The following is a 21,139-nucleotide window of genomic DNA, read 5'->3' on the forward strand; positions in this document are numbered from 1 at the left end:
CTATGAACAATAAATTACTCATATATACGCTGGCAGTTTTTTGTATTGCCACTGCAGCCAGCTCCTGCAAGAAATTTTTAGATACAGATTCACCTTCGAATTTTACCCAGGAATATATTTATGCCAACCCACAGGAGGCCGTAAAAGGAGTGTATGCAAGCTATGCCTTGTTTAACCAGGATGCCTTCACTTCCCGTTTGTCCGATTCATTTATACCCAATACGGATGTGGAAGTAGGCGGTGTGGGCGCCGCTCCGGATAATTCCCGCCGGGATATCTGGGCGATGGAAACCACCGATGCCAACGGGGATTTGTCAACCGTTTGGGGAAACGGGTATAATGCCATTAACAAAGCAAATATTGCAATTGAAGGGATCGGGCAATCGCCCATGGCTAATGACCCCGATATGAAACAGTTGCTGGGAGAAGCCAAAGCGCTGCGGGCACTATGGTATTACTGGCTGATAAATTATTGGGGCGATATTCCTTTTCGTATAGTACCCAGCCGTGGCGGAGACGATTCAAAGATCTATTTACCCCGTACCGGCCGGGATTCTATTTTAACCTATTTGATCAAAGATCTGATCGGTGTGGAAGGCGGAATGAAGCCGGCGGCAGAATTGCCTTTTGGTGTGGAGCGGATCAGCCGGGAATTTGTTCAGGGCCTTATTGCCCGTTTGGCGTTGTGCCGCGGAGGTTACTGGTTGTACCCCGATATGGTCATGCGCAGAAAAGATGATTATAAAGAATATTATCAGATTGCCCGCGATTATGCCTACAAAGTGGTGCATGATTGGGGCCGTACCCTGAATCCATCCTTTGCTGCGGTGTTTGACAATGAGAGCAAATGGGTGGTGGATAGTAAGTCCGATATATTATATGAAGTGGCCTTTCCGCAAGGGTTTGGAGATGTGGGCTGGAATATAGGGGTAGCGGTGGATGCCGGCGACCATGTTTACGGGTCGGGGTCCACTTATAAACCGTTGAACCCGGCCTATGCGTATAGCTTTGATACGCTGGATACCCGGCTGACCAAAATAGTATCCTTTGTTAAATATGATAAAACATTGACTCAGACGCCTATTGCTGTTACTGCCCTGGGAATAGGAAACTGGAGCCGGCTTTTAATACCCGCCCCTTCGGGCCCTACATCAGCAAAAGGCACCGGGATCAACTGGCCCATTATGCGTCTGTCTGATGTAATGCTGATGCTGGCGGAAGCCGAGAACGAATTGAACGGCGGCCCAACCGGTGAAGCTATTGAAATGCTGAAGACGGTGCGTAAAAGGGCTTTTAACAGTGCCTACTGGCCGGAAAAAGTTGATGCTTATGTGGCGGGCGTTTCTACTGGCAAAGATGCTTTCTTTAATGCACTGGTCAATGAAAGAGCCTGGGAGCTTGGCGGGGAATGTATTCGCCATTATGACCTCATCCGCTGGAATCTTTTTGGTAAGAAGATTGCAGAAACGAAACGGCAACTGGCACAGATGGGAGAGAATACTTTTAACGGGGCCGGCCCCTATGATTATTTGCCCGATTACCTTTATTACCGGGTAAGGGCCGATAAAACCATTGAATGGTATGGGGGTATTTTTAGAAAGGTTGCTGCACCGCCCCCTTTAAAGGATAGCCCGGCTAAAGGGGATAACCCCAATGGCTATACCCGCGTTACCTGGATGCGGGGGTTGTATAATGCCACAACCGCCGGTCCTGCCGACTATATCCTGCGGTCCTGGAGAGGCTATAAGGATGATGCCGGCAATGCCCCTGTACCCTATATCCTGCCGCTGCACAGCTCCACGGTCAGTGATAGCAGAGGAATGTTGAAAAATGAAGGTTATAACTTCTAACCCTAAAATTGTATGAAATGAGAGAAAGATCATTTATTAAATATGTATTGATTTCTACAGCATTCGCCGCAATACTGGTGGCTTCCTGCAATAAAGAATGGAAACCCGAGCTGGCGGGGGACGCCCCCCGGCTGTTCAGGCCTGTTATAAAAGGCAGCCTGGCGGCTCTTGGAAATTATATTGATGTGGCCTGGCAGCAAAGCAAGGAAACAAATAAATACAAGGTAGAGTTAAGTATTGATTCATTTAAGACCGTTGCCAATACTTTAGACGTTACAGATACTACGGCGGCAACGATCGACAGTCTTTTATGGGAACAGCTTTACGAGGTTCGGGTAACAGCCCTGCATCCGACAGATCCTTCCAAAGATTCGCGCCCGGCCGATTTTGGGCAGATCAAAACACCCCGGTTTCCAACAATTGTGGAAACCCCGGCTTCTTCCGATGTGGGCTGGACCAGTATTTTATTTAAATGGAGGAACGAAGGAGACCCGGTAACCACCGTAAAAGTGATCAACCCGGATAATAAGAGCGTTATTAGCACCGTAACATTGTCCGCAACGGATATATCCAACGCGTATCTGTTAATTGATGGATTGAAGCCGGCGACTTCTTATACGGTTGAATTGTATAGCGGAACCAAATTCAGAGGCGGCAACAATTACACAACCAAAGAGCAGCTATCCGGAATAATCCTGGATCTGCAGCGCGTGGATCCGGCTACCGTTAATTTAGGTTCAATTGTGGATACGGTAGCTGCCGGCACTACCATTATTCTGAAAAGGGGCGCCACCTATGAGCTGCCTTCGGCGCTGACGTTTTCAAAATCGCTGGGTATAATGAGCGGATCAGATCCGTTGGTTTCAGCCAAAGCTAAGATTGGAATTACGGGGATCAGCAATTTTAATATAGCAGCGAATGCAAATATTGCAAAGCTGGCATTTACCGACCTGGAACTATATTCAAACGATGCGGCGGGAAAATACCTCTTTAACCCAAGCGGCACAACCGTTAATATTGATGAATTGCTGTTTGATAACTGTATTATTCGCGATGTACGCGGGGTAGGGCGTTTCAGAGGGGCAATTGTAGTTGGCAAGTATACGATTGAGAATTCAATAGTTTACAATATTGGCGGTTACGGTGTAATGACGGTAGATGATGCCACTGCAGCCGTAAACAACTTTACTTTCAATAATTCAACGATCTATAATGCAGATAAATTTGTTGTCAGTAAAAATAATTCCCCGGGAAAAATAATTATAAGTAACAGCACTTTCTATAATGCAGTATTAGCAGGCGCATATATTGTAGATTATAATGGCACAACCCTTTACCCGAAAAGTGGTATCGAATTCAATAATGTTATTTTGGGAAGGGCAAAAGGCAGTACGGCAACACCTCCCGCTTATGATATTTACGGATTCCGTGTTAATACCGCTACGGTTATTTTGTCTTCAGGAAATTATACCACATCCGATTTTGTGTGGAAAACGAGTACATCGGCCATGACGCCCAGCTACACTCCTTATACTAAAACAAGCGCAGATATTTTTACTGCCCCGGATGCGGCAAATTTTCTTATAAAGGATAACGGTTTTCCCGGTAAACAAACTTCCGGAGATCCGCGCTGGAGGCAATAAGCGTGCGCTTTTGTAAGAAACAATTAGCCTTGCAACGACGATAACCGGCAATCAAAAAAAGTAGTATTAGATTTGTAAATAAAATGAATAAAAAAATACGGACAATTCTTATCGCCATTCCGCTGTTGTCATTTTTATTGCCCCCTAAAAAGATAAAGATCTTCCTGGCAGGGGATTCAACAATGTCAGTAAAAGAAACAAAAGCCTACCCTGAAACGGGCTGGGGCATGCCCTTTGTATATTTCTGGGACAGCACGGTGCAGGTGGTGAATCTTGCCAGGAACGGACGGAGCACGTCCTCGTTCCGTAAAGAAGGCTTATGGGATCAGATCATGAAAGACTGCAGTGCGGGCGATTATGTGCTGATCCAGTTTGGGCATAATGATGAAGTGCCTACAAAAAAAACGTATACAACGGAGGCTGAATTTAAAAATAACCTGGAGCGATTTGTGGCTGAAGTGCGGGCAAAAAAAGGACAACCGGTTTTGATCACGCCTGTGGCCAGAAGAAAATTTAATGCGGCAGGGAAAATTGAGGGAACGCATGAAGTGTACTCGGCTATTGTGCGCAGCGTTGCCACTGCGTTAAAGGTGCCGCTGATAGACCTGGATCACCAGGCGCAGGAATTGTATCAGCAATTGGGAGTCGAAAATTCGAAGCTCCTGTTTAACCATTTGCAACCAGGCGAACATCCCAATTATCCCGGGGGGAAAGCGGATGATACGCACTTCAATGAACTGGGGGCCCGCAAAATTGCGGAACGGGTATTGGCAGATATTCGCACCCTGCTGCCGGGCCTGGCGGAGCACATCATAAAACCGGTAACGAAGAAATAGCAATAAAAAATCTGTATCATGAAAACAGGCTGGTGTATCCTCTCTTTTCTTTTCAGTAGTTTCTTTTTTAACCAACTGTATGGCCAGGCAAATTTTTCAGCGCCGGAGCTGCCGCATATCTCCGGTAAAAAATTTAGTATAAAGGATTTTGGCGCAATTGCCAATAACAGTACAGATAATACCGGCGTAATACAACAGGCCATCGATGCGGCTGACAAAGCCGGCGGAGGAACGGTTATCATTCCGCCCGGCATTTATTTATGCGGTCCTTTGCAGTTTAAAAGTAGTCTCAATTTCCGGATTGATTCAGGCGCCGTACTTCGGTTATTGCCTATGGACAGGTACCCTGGCGGCACTAAATCAGGAACGGATTTTATCAGCGGTTCAAAGCTGCACGATGTGGCCATCACCGGCAGCGGCACTATCGATGGGCAGGGCGCTCCGTGGTGGCCGGCCTATAAAGATAAAGGCGTAAAACGTCCCCGGATGATCGCCCTGCAAAATTGTGAGCGGTTATTGATCCGGGGGGTAACCCTTATGAATGCGCCCATGTTTCATATTGCGATCAGCGGAAAAGCTACGAATAATGTTACCGTAGATAAAGTAACGGTTCGGGCACCGGCTTCAGACGATCCGCTGAACCCAAGCCATAATACAGATGCATGTGATGTGTCAGGAAATAAAATACTGATCAAAGATTGCGATATCAGTACCGGGGATGATAACTTCACCTGTGGTGGCGGCACCTCCAACGTGCATATTCAAAATTGTAAATATGGCTATGGTCATGGATTGTCGATAGGCAGTTATACCAAAGGCGGCGTTAGTAATTTTTTGATCGAGGATTGCAGCTTCACCAATACCGAATGCGGCATCCGCATAAAATCGGACCGCGACCGCGGCGGCGTGGTGCAAAACCTTACTTACCGGAATATTAAAATGGAGAATGTGGGGATGCCTATATTGATATACGGCGCTTATATGGCAAAGGAAAAGGAATTCAGGAACCTGCAAAAGATCACACCCGAAATAGCGGCTGGTTATGCCAGGGAACCATTGACGGATTTAACACCCGTATATAAGGATATTACCTTCGAGAATATAACCGCCACCACGCAAAACGGAAAACGTGCGGGGCTCATTTGGGGACTGCCGGAAGCGCCCGCATCCAATATTGTTTTTAAGAAGGTGACCATCACGGCAAGCGCCCCGTTTGGTGTTTTCTTTGCAAACAAGGTGCGGTTTGATGACTGTGCGCTCACCACCAAAGAAGGATTAAACAAAATAGCCACTACCAACGCGGCCGTGGTATTCGAGAGCAGAAAGAGATAAAGGAGTTTATGACAAAACATAAAATATTTTGGACCACGCCAGTTGCTAACGGGCCGGGAACCAGTATCAGGAGATGGGTACTGGCGGGCATTATGGTGTTGTTGGGTGGTCCGGCGCCGGCACAACAGCCTGTTCCTGAAAAACCGCGCCTCCTCATAAGCACAGACATTGGCGGTACCGACCCCGATGATAACCAGTCGATGGCCCATTTCCTGATGTATAGTAATCGGTTTACTACCGAAGGGCTGGTTTCCTCCCCATCCTACGGAAAGGGAAGCAAGCAGGAATTGTTACGTATGATCGATTTGTACGAAAAGGATCTGCCTGCCTTGCAGAAAAATGAAAAGGGATATCCCTCGCCTGCGGCATTGAGAACGGTTTGCAAGCAGGGCAGGCAGGGGCCTGCTCCTTATGCAGGCTATCGTACGGCCACCGAAGGCTCTGACTGGATCATACAGTGCGCCCGGAAGAAAAGCCCGCGATCCTTATGGATACTGGTTTGGGGCGGATTGGATGATTTGGCACAGGCATTACACGACGCCCCGGATATCCGGACAAAAATTAAAGTATACTGGATCGGCGGTCCCAATAAAAAATGGAGCGCCAACAGCTATGCCTATATCGCTGCTAATTTTCCGGATCTGTGGTTTATTGAATGTAACGGATCCTACAATGGCTTTTTTTCCCGTAACAATACGGTTGAAAAATTAACCAATACCAATTATTATGATAATTACATAAAGGGGGCCGGTGCCCTGGGAAAAGATTTTAAAAATTATTATAAAGGACACATAAAAATGGGCGATACCCCTTCCCTGCTGTACCTGATGGATGGTGCGCCCGGTAACCCGTTTAAGGAAAGCTGGGGTGGCAGCTTTACAAAAATTATGCATAGCCCCAGAACGATCTTTAACCGGAATACCACTATCGCTGATACCGTAACGATCTATTCAGTGCTTGAGTTTCATTTCAAAGGGCCGAAAACGAATGTGGGGAGCAACAAGCCTTGTTTTACGATGACGGTTCAGGCGGGTATTGGCGAACAGCAATGGGAAGGTTTTTATCTGGGTGATGGGGCTTATGTTGTCCGGTATTGTCCCAAGCAATCGGAGGTGCTGACCTATAAGATAACTTCCGCTATTCCGGAATTTCCGGAGCAAAGCGGACAATTGGTGGTAGATAACACCTGGCCGGGGAAAGGCGGTCCGGCTGATTACCGGCTGGGGGATAACTGGTATTCGGACCGTGCCGGTTCGAACTTGTTTGATGAGGGCTGGCAGGGGGCTAAAACGGTAAGTAAATGGCGCAACGACGCGCTGCTGGACTGGGCGAAGCGCTGGGCCCGACTTCAATAAAATAGGACCAAAAAATATAAGTAAAAATGACCCATAAAGGAAATTGTTTAACAACACCACGGCAAAAAGCCCGGATATGTACTGCTGTACAAGTGTGCGACGCAAGAAAAAACAATAGGACCATTGCTGCCGGGCTCATACTATTTATGATACTGGCTATAGTGCCGTTTTATAATTTGAAAGCGCAAACCGCAAACCCGCATCAATACAAGTACACGTTTACCGTTGCCAAAGATGGCAGCGGTGATTTTAAATATATACAGGATGCTATTGATGCCATGCGTGTTTACCCGCTGGCGCCGATTACCTTGTATATAAAAAACGGAGTGTATAATGAAAAGATTGAACTGCCTGCCAATAACACGGACGTAACGTTTATTGGCGAAAGCGTGGATAAAACAATCATTTCTTTTGGCGATTATTCCGGGCGGGGGAAGCTGACCACTTTTACTTCTTATACGGCTAAAATATCCGGCAATCGCTTTACAGCGATGAACATTACGTTTGAAAACAATGCCGGGCGGGTAGGGCAGGCAGTGGCATTGTATGTGGATGCAGATAAAGCATTGTTCCTGAACTGTAAATTCCTGGGGAACCAGGATACGATTTTTACAGCCGGTGAAACAGCGCGCCAGCTTTTCCGGAACTGCTATATCGAAGGAACAACGGATTTTATTTTTGGCCCCGCTACTGCAGTGTTCCAGCATTGTACCATTAAAGAAAAATCCAACTCTTATCTTACTGCAGCCAGCACCACACCGGGCAATCGATTCGGTTATATACTGCTGGATTGCAAAGTGATTGCCGACAACGGGGTTAGTAAAATATACCTGGGCCGTCCCTGGCGCGCGCATGCCAAAACCGTATGGATCCGGTGCGAACTCCCTGCAGCCATTGCACCCGCCGGCTGGGAAAACTGGGGGAACCCCGAAAATGAGAAAACGGCCTTCTATGCAGAATATAAGAACACAGGCCCGGGGGCAGTTGCCACCAAACGCGCGGCCTGGAGCAAACAGCTAAGCGATAAGGAAGCCAAAGAGTACAATCTGGAAACAATTTTTGCCGGCTGCAACCCGGCTTTGCCGGGGGAAAAGGATTGGTACCTGCAGCAATTAAAACCATTTACCTGGCCCGCAAAAAACTGAGAAAAAGAATTTTTAAGGCCCTTACCATTTATATAAGATGTTTCGAAAATTACTGTTGATTATTATTGGCTTGTTGATTACCGCCATCAGTTTTGCGTCGAAGCCTGATTTTACAGTGGCCGCGGATGGCAGCGGTGATTTTAAAACCGTGCAGGAGGCAATCAACGCCATCCCTGATCTCAGAAGAACGCAAACAGTTGTATACATTAAAAATGGGGTGTATAAAGAAAAACTTACACTGCCCCCTAATAAAATAAATGTAAAGTTTATGGGCGAGGATGTAGCAAAAGTGATCCTGACCTTTGACGATTATGCCAGCAAGAAGAACCGGTTTGGTGAAGAGATCGGCACCAGTGGTTCGGCATCGTTTTTTATTTATGCGGATAATTTTACGGCGGAGCAGATCACCTTTCAAAATAGCGCAGGCCCGGTAGGGCAGGCAGTTGCGGTGCGGGTGGCGTCTGACAGGGTCCGCTTCATCAACTGCAAATTCCTCGGTTTCCAGGATACATTATATACTTATGGTAATGGAGCGGCAAGCCGGCAATACTATAGAGATTGCTATATAGAAGGAACGACCGATTTTATTTTTGGCGCCGCCACGGCCGTGTTTGACCGCTGCCGGATCTATGGTAAAAAAGGCGGGCAGTATCTTACCGCTGCCAGCACGCCGGATACGTCGAAGTACGGTTATGTGTTTATCGGGTGCGATATTTCCGGTGACGCAGGGAAGGCGTCCTACTACCTGGGCCGCCCCTGGAAACCCTCGGCCCGTACGGTTTTTATAGGGTGCCATCTATCGGATATCATAAAACCGGAAGGTTGGCATAACTGGGGTAAACCGGATGCGGAGCAAACCACGTTCTATGCGGAATATAATAACCGCGGCGCCGGAGCCAACACAGCTAAACGGGTGCAATGGGCGCACCAGCTTACGGAAGCAGCCGCAACGGCTTACCAGGTACAAAATATTTTAGGTGGGTGGGTCGTGGGAGATTAACCGCCCGCCGTACAGGCATTTTTAGGATGATTAAAAAAAGAAGTAGTCGGAATGAAAAAAAATACCCTGATCGTTTGTTGCCTGCTGGCATCGTTATGCTTACGTGCACAGCAACCCTATGTATCGAAAGTATGGGCGCCGGATAACGGGAATGGCACTTATACGAACCCCGTCATTAATGCGGATTATTCGGATCCTGATGCCATACGCGTGGGGGATGACTTTTATTTGATCGCCTCCAGTTTTGATGCGGTGCCGGGCCTGCCGGTATTGCATTCCAAAGACCTGGTGAACTGGACGATCATCGGGCATGCCTTAAAACGTCAGCCTCCTTTTGATGTGTTTGACAAAAATCAGCATGGTAACGGGGTATGGGCACCGGCGATCCGGTATCATAACAATGAGTTTTACATTTATTACCCCGATCCTGATTTTGGTATTTATGTAACCAGGGCGAAAAATATCATGGGCCCCTGGAGTGACCCGGTATTGGTGGAAGGGGGCGCGGGACTTATTGATCCCTGCCCGCTTTGGGATGATGATGGTAAAGCCTACCTGGTGCATGGTTATGCCGGCAGCCGCGCGGGCATCAAAAGCGTTATTGTGGTAAAGGAAATGAATGCTGAAGGAACCAAAACTATTGATGCGGGCGCCATCGTTTTTGATGGGCACCCGCAGGATCCTACAGTAGAAGGCCCCAAGTTTTATAAAAGGAATGGCTATTACTACATTTTTGCTCCTGCCGGCGGAGTGGCTACGGGCTGGCAACTGGTGTTGCGCAGTAAAAACGTGTACGGACCCTATGAGCGGCGTGTGGTGATGGCCCAGGGCAAATCAACAGTGAACGGTCCGCACCAGGGAGCCTGGGTAACCACGCCAACCGGCGAAGATTGGTTTCTGCATTTCCAGGATAAGGGCGCCATTGGCCGTGTGGTGCATTTACAGCCCATGCACTGGAGCAACGATTGGCCGGTGATTGGCAGGGATATAGATAAAGATGGTATTGGCGAGCCGATTGCCACCTTTAAAAAACCGAATGTTGGTAAAACATACCCGGTGCAAACCCCGGCAGAATCGGATGAGTTCAACGACAAAAAAATGGGATTTCAATGGCAATGGCAGGCAAATCCAAAGGCCACCTGGAGTTTCCTGAACCCGGAGGCAGGCGTATTGCGCATGTACGCGCAGGTATTGGCCCCCGAAGCCAAAAGTCTTTGGAACGTCCCGGCTGTTTTATTGCAGAAATTCCCGGGCGATGCGTTTACAGCCACCACTAAAATCCATTTTACACCTAATGAAAAAGTAGTGGGGGAAAAGGCCGGCCTTACCACAATGGCACTGAGTTATAATAACATCGCCATTAAGAAAAAAAAGGACGGGTTATATATTGTATATGGAAAATGTAAGGGAGCTGATAAAGATAATCCCGAAATAGAAACAGAAATTGCCAAAGTAAGCACCGGGGACGTTTATTTCCGGCTGGAATTTAACCGGGATACCACCTGTCGGTTCAGCTATAGCCTGGATGGCGAGCACTTCAAAAAAGCGGGCGACGCCCTGAAGGCGGTTCCCGGCAAATGGATCGGGATCAAGATGGGATTATTCATAACCAGCCCCACAAAAATAAATGACAGCGGCTTTATGGATGTGGATTGGTTCCGGGTAGCGAAATAGTGAAAGATAAGAAGTGAAAAGTACGCGCCTGTCGCTTATTGCTCACGTTTACTTTTCACCTTTAACGGCTCCCGTTCAAGCCCCGGATGGAATATTTTCCTGCGTTGCTGTACTTTCCTATAATGATAACGTTTGCGTAAATAAATCGCTATAATCCGTTCCCTACCATAGTATTTAACGTTAACTTGAGCCACTATCGAAGCTTGTAACTATTGAATAAAAAGTGCCGGATGTTAAAATATTGTCTTTTCTCTTTTTTGTTATTGACCGCATTGAATGCCCGGAGTCAGGCTGTATGGAAGCTTCCGGAGGTTGCTCAGACTAAATTTAGCGGATCGGTTTACCCCATAACCAAATTTGGCGCAGTTCCGGACGGTTATACCTTAAATACCAAAAGCATTCAGGCGGCTATTGATGCCTGTACGGCTAAAGGCGGTGGAGTGGTTGCGGTTCCCCCGGGGTTATGGCTAACGGGGCCTTTGACGTTAAAATCAAATGTAAACCTGAACCTTGCTGCGGGGGCTACCTTATTGTTCACAAAAGATAAAACACAGTATCCCCTGGTAAAGGCCAACTGGGAGGGCTTTGAACAAATGAGGAATCAATCGCCCATTTCTGCGAAAAATGCGGTGAATATCGCCATCACCGGCAACGGGATCATCGATGGGAACGGGGATGCCTGGAGGATGGTGAAAAAAGATAAATTAACCGAATCGCAATGGAAGAACCTGGTGGCTTCCGGCGGGGTGCTGGCTGAAGGCGGCAAAACCTGGATGCCCTCAGAAAGCTATGCAAAAGGGAATGCGATGAAAGACCCGGGCCGCCTGTCGCCTGATAAGGATGCGGCCTTCTATCAATCCGTAAAAGATTTTTTCAGACCCAACCTCGTGGTGCTTACCTCCTGTGATAAAGTGTTGCTGGAAGGCGTCACTTTTCAAAATTCTCCCGCCTGGTGCCTGCATCCGCTGATGAGCAAAAATATTACGGTGCGCAATGTGTTTGTGAAAAACCCCTGGTATGCGCAGAATGGCGATGGCATTGACCTGGAAAGCTGCAGCAATGTGCTGATTGAGAATAGTAAATTTGATGTGGGTGACGACGGGTTATGTATGAAGAGCGGACGTGATGCAGACGGACGGAAGCGGGCTATGCCAACAAAAGATGTAATTATAAGAGGATGTACCGTATATGCGGCGCACGGCGGCTTTGTGGTAGGAAGTGAAATGAGCGGCGGAGTGAATAATGTATATGTAAGCAATTGTACTTTTATCGGATCAGATATCGGGCTGCGTTTTAAAACAACCCGCGGCCGGGGCGGTATTGTTGAGAATATTTTTATAAAAGACATTTTCATGAAGGATATCCCGGGGGATGCGGTGCTGTTCGATATGTACTATATGGCAAAAGACCCGATAGCGCTGGCGGGGGAAAAGCGGGAATTGCCAAAAGTGGAAAAATTGGCGGTTGATGAAACAACGCCTCAATTCAGGAATATTCAAATAAGTAATATTTATGTGAACGGAGCGCAGCGGGCGGTTTTCCTAAGAGGATTGCCGGAAATGGCAGTAAAGAATATCAGCATCAGTAATGCGGTATTCCAGTCGAAGCAGGGTATCGAGATCCAGGAATCCGCTGGCATTCAATTTAAAAATGTGCAGGTATATTCCGGCAATACTAACCCCGTGGTGGATATTATCAACAGCCGGGACATCCGGTTTGATCAGTTTAAGTATAGCAATAACGCCAAAACCCTGTTGCGCCTGAGCGGAAGTGGGGTTGGTAATATTGGATTTCAAAATACCGATTATAAAAACGTAACGAATAAAGTAGAGGCTACCCTGGGAGCATCAGCGGCCGCCGTTTCTTTTAAATAGATCCCTATGCGAAAGTTATTTTTCATTGTATTGATCCTTGTGGCACAGCAACTGCAGGCCCAGGAACCGTCTTATGCGCAGCGTATGGCGCTGACGGCGATGCACCTGTGGCCCGACTCTTTCTCCGTAACACCGGGCAAACCCTCCCGTTGGAGTTATGACCAGGGTGTGATCCTGAAAGGCATTGAAGGCATCTGGTTGCAAACCGGCGATCCTAAATGGTTCAGCTACATTCAGCGTTCCATGGATCATTTTGTAAGCGAGGACGGCGCTATTAAAGATTATAACCCGGAAGCGCATAATATTGATTTTATTAATAACGGTAAATTATTGCTGACGCTATACCGGGTTACGGGAAAGGAAAAATATAAAAAAGCAGTGATGCTGCTGAGAGACCAGTTGCGGACACAGCCCCGTACAAAGGAAGGTGGCTTCTGGCATAAGAAAATATATCCCTGGCAAATGTGGCTGGACGGGCTGTATATGGGACAACCCTTTTACGCGGAGTACGCAAGCGTGTTTGGTGAAGATTCGATTTTTAATGACGTTACCCGCCAGTTTGTGTTAATGGAAAAAAATGCCCGTGATCCTAAAACCGGTCTTTTATATCATGGTTACGATGAATCCCGCAGCCAGCAATGGGCCGACAAGAAAACAGGATTATCGCCCAACTTCTGGGGACGGGCCATGGGCTGGTATGGTATGGCCCTGGTGGATGCCCTGGATTATTTTCCTGAGAACCATCCGGGTAAACAACAGCTCATCGATATATTAAAAAGATTGGCTACCGCTGTTGTAAAAGTACAGGATCCTAAAACCGGGTTGTGGTATGATATTGTGAACCTGCCGGATAAAAAACCGAACTATACGGAATCTTCAGCCTCTGCAATGCTGGTATATACGCTGGCAAAGGGTGTGCGCAAAGGCTACCTTTCTTCTGCTTACCTGGCAAATGCAAAAAAAGGCTTTGAGGGCCTGGTAAAAAATAAACTCAGTGTGGATAATAATGGTTACACCAACCTGGAAGGAACGGTTTCCGTTTCGGGATTGGGCGGTAAACCTTACAGAGATGGTAGCTTTAATTATTACATGAGCGAAAAAGTAGTGCAGAATGATCCTAAAGGCATGGGCGCTTTTATCCTGGCGGCAGATGAGGCAGCCTTAATAAATAATATACCCCTTGGCGCCGGCAAAACAATACTGCTGGATAATTATTTTAATAACGAATGGAAGAAAGGCCCCTTGGGAAAACCCGAATCCTGGCATTATACCTGGAACGACCGTTCTAACGGTGGTTATTCATTTTTAGGCAACATTTTTGAACAATACGGAGCTGAGCTGGCCACGCTAAAAGCCGCGCCTACGGCGGAAAAGTTGAAAAACGCATCGGTATATATTATTGTAGACCCGGACACAGATAAGGAAACCGAACACCCCAACTATATGAACGAAACGGACGCCGGAGCCATAGCGCATTGGGTAGAAGGCGGGGGCGTTCTGGCACTGCTGGCCAATGATGCGGGCAATTGCGATCTGCAGCATTTTAATATTCTCGCAAAGAAGTTCGGAATACAGTTTAATGAGGATAACCAGCTCATGGTTAAGAATAACGACTATGAAATGGGCAGGGTAAATGTACAACAGGGTAATATTATTTTTAAGAATGCTAAAAATGTGTATTTAAAAGAGATTTCTTCTTTGAATCTTTACAAAAATGCTTCGCCAGTGCTGAAATCAGGGAATATGAATATAATGGCCGTTGCCCCCTACGGCAAAGGAATGGTTTTCGCCCTGGGCGATCCCTGGATCTACAATGAATACGTAGACGGAAAGAAGCTGCCCCTTAAATACGAAAATTATAAAGCCGCACAGGATTGGGTGCGCTTCCTTTTAAACAAAGCAAAAATTAAAACTAAGAATTGATAATGCAGCTTTCCAAAACCAGTTTATCAGCAATAAATTCCCAAACCCCAATGGTAATCCCCGGCGAAGAGCTGTTTGGGCTTCCGGAGAAAGTGTTACAGTTTGGAACCGGCGTTTTGCTCAGAGGCTTACCTGATTATTTTATAGACAAGGCAAATAAACAAGGAGTTTTCAATGGCCGGATCGTGATCGTAAAATCGACAGACTCCGGCGGTACTGATGCTTTTGCCACACAGGATGGGCTGTATACACAATGTGTACGGGGCCTGGAAGATGGAAAAGTGGTTGAAGAGTATGTGATCAATGCTGCCGTTAGCCGGGTGCTTTCCGCGAAAACAGAATGGAATAAGATCCTGGAAGTAGCCATTAATCCGGACCTGCAATTGGTGATATCAAACACTACGGAACTGGGCATCGTTTCCAGCAACGATAAGGTAACGGATGCGCCACCGGCATCGTTCCCCGGCAAATTGCTCGTTGTTTTATATGAACGTTTTAAAGCGCTGGGCGGAACGGAGGCCCCCGGACTTGTTATTGTTCCTACGGAACTGATCGTGGATAATGGCAAAAAATTAAAAGCGATCCTGCTGGAGCTGGCGCAGCAAAATAACCTGGGCAATGATTTTATAACCTGGATCGAAAACAAAAATGAATGCTGTAGCTCATTGGTCGATCGTATTGTACCGGGCAAACTGGAAGCGGCCGATGAAAAGGCCACTACTGAACTGTTGGGTTACCAGGACGACCTGAAATTTATGAGCGAAGTCTTTCGCCTCTGGGCAATAGAATCCGGAAGTGAAAAAGCAAAAGAAGTACTATCCTTTGCCCGCGTGGATGAGGGTGTGGTGATCGCTCCTGATATTGAAAAGTTCCGGGAACTGAAACTGCGCTTATTAAACGGTACGCATACCTTGTCCTGCGGCCTGGCCATACTGGCGGGCTTTGAGACCGTTAAAGAAGCCATGGCCGATGAAGCGTTTGAAAATTATATTCAGGAATTAACCAAAAAAGAGATAGCTGTCGTTCTGGAGCAAAAAGGGATCCCCCTGGAGGAATCCTTTGCCTTTGCTGATAAAGTGATCGAACGGTTTAAAAACCCCTATCTCGATCATAAATGGATCAGCATCAGCTTTGCGTTTACGTCAAAAATGAAGATGCGTAACCTGCCGTTGATTCAATCGTTCTATACCAAAAATGCACAGGAAGCAACGGCAATGGCATTGGGCTTTGCCGCTTATCTGTTATTTATGAGAACAGATAAGGAAGGCGATCATTTTGTACATAACAACAACGGAAAGGCGCTTACACTTAATGACGATAAGGCAGCGGTGCTGGCGGCTTTATGGCAGGAAAATGATCCCGAAGCGCTGGTAAGCGCTGCGCTGGCCCAAACGGGGCTGTGGGGTGCGGATCTTAACACGATTCCCGGTTTTGCGGAACAAACTAAATACTGGTTATTAACGTTAATTAAAGATGGGGCTGGCGCCACATTAAATAAATTTGCAGCAATGGAGGTAAAATAAAATGCAAAGAATAGTTTTAAAAGTTCACCCGAAAGATAATGTTATTGTAGCCCTGCAGGACCTTGAGAAAGGCCAGGAGGTTACTTACGATGGTAAATCATACGTTTTGGTTGAGGATATCCCCGCAAAGCATAAGTTTTTTATGAACGACATGCAGGCCGGCGATGAAATCATTATGTATGGCGTGTTGGTTGGCAAAGCCCAGGAGTTCATACCTGCGGGCGGGCGTATGACCACTGCCAATACCAAACATGCCGCCGATCCTTTTGAATACCGGCCCTATCATTACACCTGGACGCCCCCGGATGTTTCCCGGTTCAAAGACCGAACGTTTAACGGCTATCACCGTGCCGACGGAAAGGTAGGAACGGCTAACTACTGGCTGTTCATGCCTACTGTTTTCTGCGAGAACCGGAACCTGGATGTCATCCGCGAAGCGTTGCACAATGAATTAGGCTATGCCGTAACAAGCAAGTATAAAAAATATACCCACCATTTGGTTGAGGCCTTTAAAAATAACGAGGATCTTTCCAACCTGACACTCAATGCACTTCCTGCCGGAGCAGGTAATGATGGAGGGCGTTTATTTAAAAATATAGATGGTATTAAATTCCTGAATCACCAGGGAGGTTGCGGCGGTACCCGCCAGGATGCCGGAACCTTGAGTAAATTACTGGCCGCTTATGCGGATCATCCCAACGTGGCGGGGGTTACGATCCTGAGCCTGGGTTGTCAGAACCTGCAGACCAAACAATTACTGGAAGATATTAAATTAAGAAACCCTTCTTTTGATAAACCGTTGCTGGTTTTTGAACAACAGCAATCACAAAGCGAAGAGCAGTTGGTAAGTGACGCTATTCGCAAAACATTTGAAGGGTTGATTGAAGCAAATAAAATAGAGCGGCAACCCGCTCCGCTGACGGCATTGACAGTAGGTGTTAAATGTGGCGGCAGCGATGGGTTCAGTGGTATCAGCGCCAACCCGGCGGTAGGTTATACCAGCGATCTTTTGGCTGCACTGGGCGCAAAAGTATTGCTGGCGGAATTCCCGGAATTATGCGGGGCAGAACAACAACTGATCGACCGCACCATTGATGAAGCGGCGGCACGTAAATTCATTCACTTAATGACCACTTACAACGACCAGGCCATAAGCGTGGGATCGGGATTTTTCATGAATCCTTCCCCCGGTAATATAAAAGACGGACTGATTACGGATGCTATTAAGAGTACAGGGGCTGCAAAAAAAGGCGGCACCTCACCCGTAGTGGACGTGTTGGATTACACGGAACCGGCTTCCAAACCGGGTTTGAGCCTGGTGTGCACACCGGGTAATGATGTGGAAGCCACCACCGGGAAAGCAGCATCCGGCGCCACACTCATTTTGTTTACAACAGGATTGGGTACGCCTACCGGCAACCCGGTTTGCCCAACCATTAAATTGGCCACTAATTCGTCTCTTGCGCGCAGGATGAGTGATATCATAGATATCAACACCGGAGGTATCATTGATGGAGAAAAAACAATTGAAGAAATGGGCGAAGAAATACTGGAGTATTGCATCAAAGCCGCCAGTGGTGAAGTAATTCCCAAAGCAGTATTATTAAATCAGGATGACTTTATCCCCTGGAAAAGAGGCGTAAGTCTGTAGAAATTTTTATTGAACCGGCTGTAGTGCCGCTAATTGCTCTGTTGGAGCTTGTCCCGCTGAAAGCGGGATCGCACTCCGATAGCTATCGGAATCAGCTACAGCATATAAACCAGTCAGCAGGAAATGAAACAGTTTTTAGACGACAACTTCTTATTGGAAACAAAAACAGCGGAGCGCCTCTTTCACGATTATGCCAAACAGATGCCCATAATCGATTATCACTGCCACCTCCCGCCGCAGCAGATAGCGGAGGACGCGCAATTTAAAAATATTACCCAGGCATGGCTCTATGGCGATCACTATAAGTGGCGGGCTATGCGCACGCATGGAGTTAACGAGCGTTATGTCACCGGCGATGCAACGGATGAAGAGAAATTTCTGAAATGGGCGGAAACGGTTCCGTACACCATGCGGAATCCGCTGTACCATTGGACGCACCTGGAATTGAAACGCTATTTTGGCATTGACGAAATTTTAAACGGAAATACCGGCGCGGCTGTTTACAAAGAAGTTTCTGATAAGATCAGTAGCAAGGAATACAGCGTACGCAACCTGCTGCGCAACATGAATGTGAAAGTGGTTTGTACCACAGATGATCCGGCAGATACACTGGAGTTTCACCAACAGATCAAAGCGGATGGTTTTGAGATACCCGTTTACCCCGCCTTTCGCCCGGATAATGCCATGAATGTTTCGGCACCGGAAACCTTCGCCGCTTATGTTAAAAAGTTAGAAGCAGTGGCGAATGTTTCCATCAGCGATCTGGATACCTACCTCCAGGCTTTAAAGAGCCGCCATGATTTCTTTGCGGAAATGGGTGGTTCGGTATCGGATCACGGACTGGAATATATTGATGCGGCGGATTATACGGAAGCGGAGATCCGAGCTATATTTAGTAAGATCTTTAGCGGTAAGGCGCTGAATGCAGAAGAACAAGTGCAATTCAGATCGGCTATGCTGGTGTGGTTTGCCGAATGGGATCATGAGAAAGGATGGGTACAGCAATACCACGTTGGAGCCTTGCGCAACAACAATTCGCGCCTGCTGGCAAAATTAGGTCCGGATACCGGCTGGGATTCTATCGGGGACTTCCCGCAGGGCAGGGCCTTGTCAAAATTCCTGAACGGACTGGAAAAGAACAACCGTTTGGCAAAAACCATCCTGTATAATCTGAACCCTGCCGACAATGAGTTGTTTGCAACGATGGCGGGTAACTTTAATGATGGTACCGTTGCAGGAAAAGTGCAGTGGGGCTCCGGATGGTGGTTCCTGGATCAGAAGAACGGTATGATCGATCAGATGAACGCTTTATCCAATATGGGACTGATCAGCCATTTTGTGGGGATGCTCACCGATTCCAGGAGCTTTCTTTCGTTCCCGCGGCATGAATATTTCAGAAGAATATTGTGTAATTTGTTTGGAAACGATATCGAAAATGGCGAACTTCCGGGCGATATAGAATGGACGGGAAAAATTGTCCGGGATATCTGTTTTAACAATGCCAACGAATATTTTGGATTTGGGGCAGCGAACAGTTAATAGATAATAGCTCATAGTTCATGGGCTATGAACCATGAACTATAAACAATGAACTATAAATAAAAGAAAGGATGTTTGATCTTACAGGAAAAACGGCTTTGGTTACCGGCGGCAACAAAGGGATTGGAAAGGGAATGGCGCTGGGACTGGCCCGGGCAGGTGCAGATATTATCGTAGCGGCACGCAGTGTAGAAGCGGGTTCTGAAATTGAAACCGAAGTAAAAAAACTGGGCAGAAATTTTAAATACTATAAAATGGACGCTTCGGACCGGGAAAATGTATATGCTTTTATAAAGCAGGTACTGGCGGAAAATGAACGGATCGATATCCTGATCAATAACGCGGGTACCATTATGCGGAAACCGGCGGCCGAGCACCCCGATGCATATTGGGATAGCGTGCTTTCCATTAACCTGGATACGCCTTTTATTTTAGCGCGGGAATTGGGCAGGCACATGATTGGCAATGGGTCGGGCAAGATCATTTTTACCTGCTCCCTGTTAAGTTTCCAGGGCGGTATTAATGTACCCGGCTATGCAGCCAGCAAGGGTGCGTTGAGCAGCCTGGTAAAGGCGTTGGCCAATGAATGGGCATCAAAAGGGGTAAATGTGAACGGCATTGCTCCGGGGTACATTGCTACGGACAATACGCAGGCCCTGCGGGATGATCCCGACCGTAGCAAATCGATCCTGGACCGCATTCCGGCAGCCCGCTGGGGCACCCCGGAAGATTTTGCGGGTCCCGCTGTGTTTTTGGCATCGGATGCCGGCAGTTATGTGCACGGAACGATCCTGACGGTGGACGGTGGATGGATGGGGCGGTAGGAATGTAAAATGTAGCATAAAGAATTAGAAATAATAAATTAGAAATAAGAAATGGAACTACGTTATGAGCACAGTCCGGCGGAAACAAAAACAATGACCACGGAACAGTTGCGCGAAAGTTTTTTAGTAGAGAACCTGATGCAACAGGATAAACTGACATTAGTGTACAGCATTTACGACCGCCTGATCGTGGGAGGCGTAAAACCCGTTGCAAAGGCAGTTGTATTAAAAAATGAAGAGGAATTAAAGTCGGAATTTTTCCTGCAGCGCAGGGAAATGGGGGTGATCAATGTGGGGGGCAATGGCGTTATAACGGTTGATGGTAAAAAATATGCCCTGGGTAAAAAAGATTGCCTGTATATAGGACGGGGTGCAAAAAAAGTAAGCTTTAGCAGCGCCGGGAAAAAAGCTCCCGCGTTGTTTTATATTTTATCCGCGCCGGCTCATAAAGAATATCCCACTACAAAATATACCAAGGAGCAGGCAACGCCGGTGAGCCTGGGCGATATTACAACATCGAACAAAAGAACCATATATAAGTATATTCACGAAGATGGAGTCCAGAGCTGCCAGTTGGTGATGGGACTTACCGTTTTGGAAACAGGTTGCGTATGGAATTCTGTGCCGCCGCATACTCATACCCGTAGAACGGAAATTTATTATTATTTTGACTTGCCGGAAGACCAGCGCCTGTTTCACATGATGGGTGAACCGCAGCAAACGCGCCATATTATCATGAAGAATAACGAAGCGGTTATTTCTCCGCCCTGGAGCATGCACTTCGGTTGCGGCACCTCCAACTATGGATTTATCTGGGGTATGGCAGGAGAGAATAAGCAGTATACGGATATGGATCCCGCGCCGGTACCAACATTGCAATAGTCAATAGTCAATGGTGAATAGTCAATGGTGAATGAAAAACCATTGATTCAAGAACTATTGATTTTCAAATTTTCAAATTATCGAATTT

Annotated in this window: 15 protein-coding genes; all 15 read left to right on the plus strand. The window is 47.1% G+C overall.

The annotated features are described in order from the left end of the window. Positions 1 to 2: 2 nt before the first annotated feature. The 15 genes from NIASO_RS17310 (at position 3) to kduI (ending at position 21,051) form a co-directional block, all read left to right on the plus strand. Positions 3 to 1,850 carry a RagB/SusD family nutrient uptake outer membrane protein gene (locus NIASO_RS17310; RefSeq protein ID WP_008588079.1) on the plus strand — a complete coding sequence of 616 codons (1,848 nt, stop codon included), beginning with the start codon at positions 3 to 5 and terminating at the stop codon, positions 1,848 to 1,850. Positions 1,851 to 1,867: 17 nt separating this feature from the next. Beyond that, positions 1,868 to 3,493 carry a DUF4957 domain-containing protein gene (locus tag NIASO_RS17315; RefSeq protein WP_008588081.1) on the plus strand — a complete coding sequence of 542 codons (1,626 nt, stop codon included), beginning with the start codon at positions 1,868 to 1,870 and terminating at the stop codon, positions 3,491 to 3,493. 83 nt (positions 3,494 to 3,576) lie between these two features. Then, positions 3,577 to 4,329 carry a rhamnogalacturonan acetylesterase gene (locus NIASO_RS17320; RefSeq protein WP_008588083.1) on the plus strand — a complete coding sequence of 251 codons (753 nt, stop codon included), beginning with the start codon at positions 3,577 to 3,579 and terminating at the stop codon, positions 4,327 to 4,329. An 18-nt stretch (positions 4,330 to 4,347) separates the two neighbouring features. Then, positions 4,348 to 5,661, plus strand: coding sequence for a glycoside hydrolase family 28 protein (locus NIASO_RS17325; RefSeq protein WP_008588085.1), 1,314 nt, complete (start codon positions 4,348 to 4,350; stop codon positions 5,659 to 5,661). Between the two features lie 8 nt (positions 5,662 to 5,669). After that, entirely contained in the window at positions 5,670 to 7,016 is a 1,347-nt protein-coding gene (locus NIASO_RS17330; protein WP_008588086.1) for a nucleoside hydrolase-like domain-containing protein, read from the plus strand. A 146-nt stretch (positions 7,017 to 7,162) separates the two neighbouring features. Beyond that, positions 7,163 to 8,161, plus strand: a complete 999-nt coding sequence (locus NIASO_RS17335) for a pectinesterase family protein (RefSeq protein WP_025299100.1) — start codon at positions 7,163 to 7,165, stop codon at positions 8,159 to 8,161. A 37-nt stretch (positions 8,162 to 8,198) separates the two neighbouring features. Further along, positions 8,199 to 9,161: a pectinesterase family protein gene (locus NIASO_RS17340; protein ID WP_008588090.1), complete on the plus strand. Its 963-nt coding sequence runs from the start codon at positions 8,199 to 8,201 to the stop codon at positions 9,159 to 9,161. A gap of 51 nt (positions 9,162 to 9,212) precedes the next feature. Further along, entirely contained in the window at positions 9,213 to 10,835 is a 1,623-nt protein-coding gene (locus NIASO_RS17345; protein ID WP_008588092.1) for a glycoside hydrolase family 43 protein, read from the plus strand. Positions 10,836 to 11,065: 230 nt separating this feature from the next. Beyond that, positions 11,066 to 12,709, plus strand: coding sequence for a glycoside hydrolase family 28 protein (locus tag NIASO_RS17350; protein ID WP_008588094.1), 1,644 nt, complete (start codon positions 11,066 to 11,068; stop codon positions 12,707 to 12,709). 6 nt (positions 12,710 to 12,715) lie between these two features. Further along, positions 12,716 to 14,632 (plus strand): glycoside hydrolase family 88/105 protein, encoded by a 1,917-nt coding sequence (locus NIASO_RS17355; RefSeq protein WP_008588095.1) that lies wholly within the window; start codon positions 12,716 to 12,718, stop codon positions 14,630 to 14,632. Positions 14,633 to 14,634: 2 nt separating this feature from the next. Next, the gene (locus NIASO_RS17360; RefSeq protein ID WP_008588097.1) at positions 14,635 to 16,155 is read left to right on the plus strand and encodes a tagaturonate reductase; all 1,521 of its coding nucleotides are present in this window, start codon (positions 14,635 to 14,637) and stop codon (positions 16,153 to 16,155) included. Position 16,156: 1 nt separating this feature from the next. Further along, positions 16,157 to 17,806: a UxaA family hydrolase gene (locus tag NIASO_RS17365; protein WP_008588099.1), complete on the plus strand. Its 1,650-nt coding sequence runs from the start codon at positions 16,157 to 16,159 to the stop codon at positions 17,804 to 17,806. Positions 17,807 to 17,929: 123 nt separating this feature from the next. Further along, on the plus strand, positions 17,930 to 19,345 hold the full coding sequence (gene uxaC / locus NIASO_RS17370; RefSeq protein WP_008588100.1) for a glucuronate isomerase: 1,416 nt from the start codon (positions 17,930 to 17,932) through the stop codon (positions 19,343 to 19,345). A 71-nt stretch (positions 19,346 to 19,416) separates the two neighbouring features. Further along, positions 19,417 to 20,169, plus strand: coding sequence for an SDR family oxidoreductase (locus tag NIASO_RS17375; RefSeq protein ID WP_008588102.1), 753 nt, complete (start codon positions 19,417 to 19,419; stop codon positions 20,167 to 20,169). Positions 20,170 to 20,220: 51 nt separating this feature from the next. Then, the gene (gene kduI / locus NIASO_RS17380) at positions 20,221 to 21,051 is read left to right on the plus strand and encodes a 5-dehydro-4-deoxy-D-glucuronate isomerase (RefSeq protein ID WP_008588104.1); all 831 of its coding nucleotides are present in this window, start codon (positions 20,221 to 20,223) and stop codon (positions 21,049 to 21,051) included. Positions 21,052 to 21,139: the final 88 nt, after the last annotated feature.

Source organism: Niabella soli DSM 19437 (assembly GCF_000243115.2).
GTDB lineage: Bacteria > Bacteroidota > Bacteroidia > Chitinophagales > Chitinophagaceae > Niabella > Niabella soli.

Excerpts from the sequence above, each read along its gene's own strand:
- NIASO_RS17310 (WP_008588079.1), top strand. The coding sequence starts at position 3 with ATGAACAATAAATTACTCATATATACGCTGGCAGTTTTTTGTATTGCC.
- NIASO_RS17315 (WP_008588081.1), top strand. The coding sequence starts at position 1,868 with ATGAGAGAAAGATCATTTATTAAATATGTATTGATTTCTACAGCATTC.
- NIASO_RS17320 (WP_008588083.1), top strand. The coding sequence starts at position 3,577 with ATGAATAAAAAAATACGGACAATTCTTATCGCCATTCCGCTGTTGTCA.
- NIASO_RS17325 (WP_008588085.1), top strand. The coding sequence starts at position 4,348 with ATGAAAACAGGCTGGTGTATCCTCTCTTTTCTTTTCAGTAGTTTCTTT.
- NIASO_RS17330 (WP_008588086.1), top strand. The coding sequence starts at position 5,670 with ATGACAAAACATAAAATATTTTGGACCACGCCAGTTGCTAACGGGCCG.
- NIASO_RS17335 (WP_025299100.1), top strand. The coding sequence starts at position 7,163 with ATGATACTGGCTATAGTGCCGTTTTATAATTTGAAAGCGCAAACCGCA.
- NIASO_RS17340 (WP_008588090.1), top strand. The coding sequence starts at position 8,199 with ATGTTTCGAAAATTACTGTTGATTATTATTGGCTTGTTGATTACCGCC.
- NIASO_RS17345 (WP_008588092.1), top strand. The coding sequence starts at position 9,213 with ATGAAAAAAAATACCCTGATCGTTTGTTGCCTGCTGGCATCGTTATGC.
- NIASO_RS17350 (WP_008588094.1), top strand. The coding sequence starts at position 11,066 with ATGTTAAAATATTGTCTTTTCTCTTTTTTGTTATTGACCGCATTGAAT.
- NIASO_RS17355 (WP_008588095.1), top strand. The coding sequence starts at position 12,716 with ATGCGAAAGTTATTTTTCATTGTATTGATCCTTGTGGCACAGCAACTG.
- NIASO_RS17360 (WP_008588097.1), top strand. The coding sequence starts at position 14,635 with ATGCAGCTTTCCAAAACCAGTTTATCAGCAATAAATTCCCAAACCCCA.
- NIASO_RS17365 (WP_008588099.1), top strand. The coding sequence starts at position 16,157 with ATGCAAAGAATAGTTTTAAAAGTTCACCCGAAAGATAATGTTATTGTA.
- uxaC (WP_008588100.1), top strand. The coding sequence starts at position 17,930 with ATGAAACAGTTTTTAGACGACAACTTCTTATTGGAAACAAAAACAGCG.
- NIASO_RS17375 (WP_008588102.1), top strand. The coding sequence starts at position 19,417 with ATGTTTGATCTTACAGGAAAAACGGCTTTGGTTACCGGCGGCAACAAA.
- kduI (WP_008588104.1), top strand. The coding sequence starts at position 20,221 with ATGGAACTACGTTATGAGCACAGTCCGGCGGAAACAAAAACAATGACC.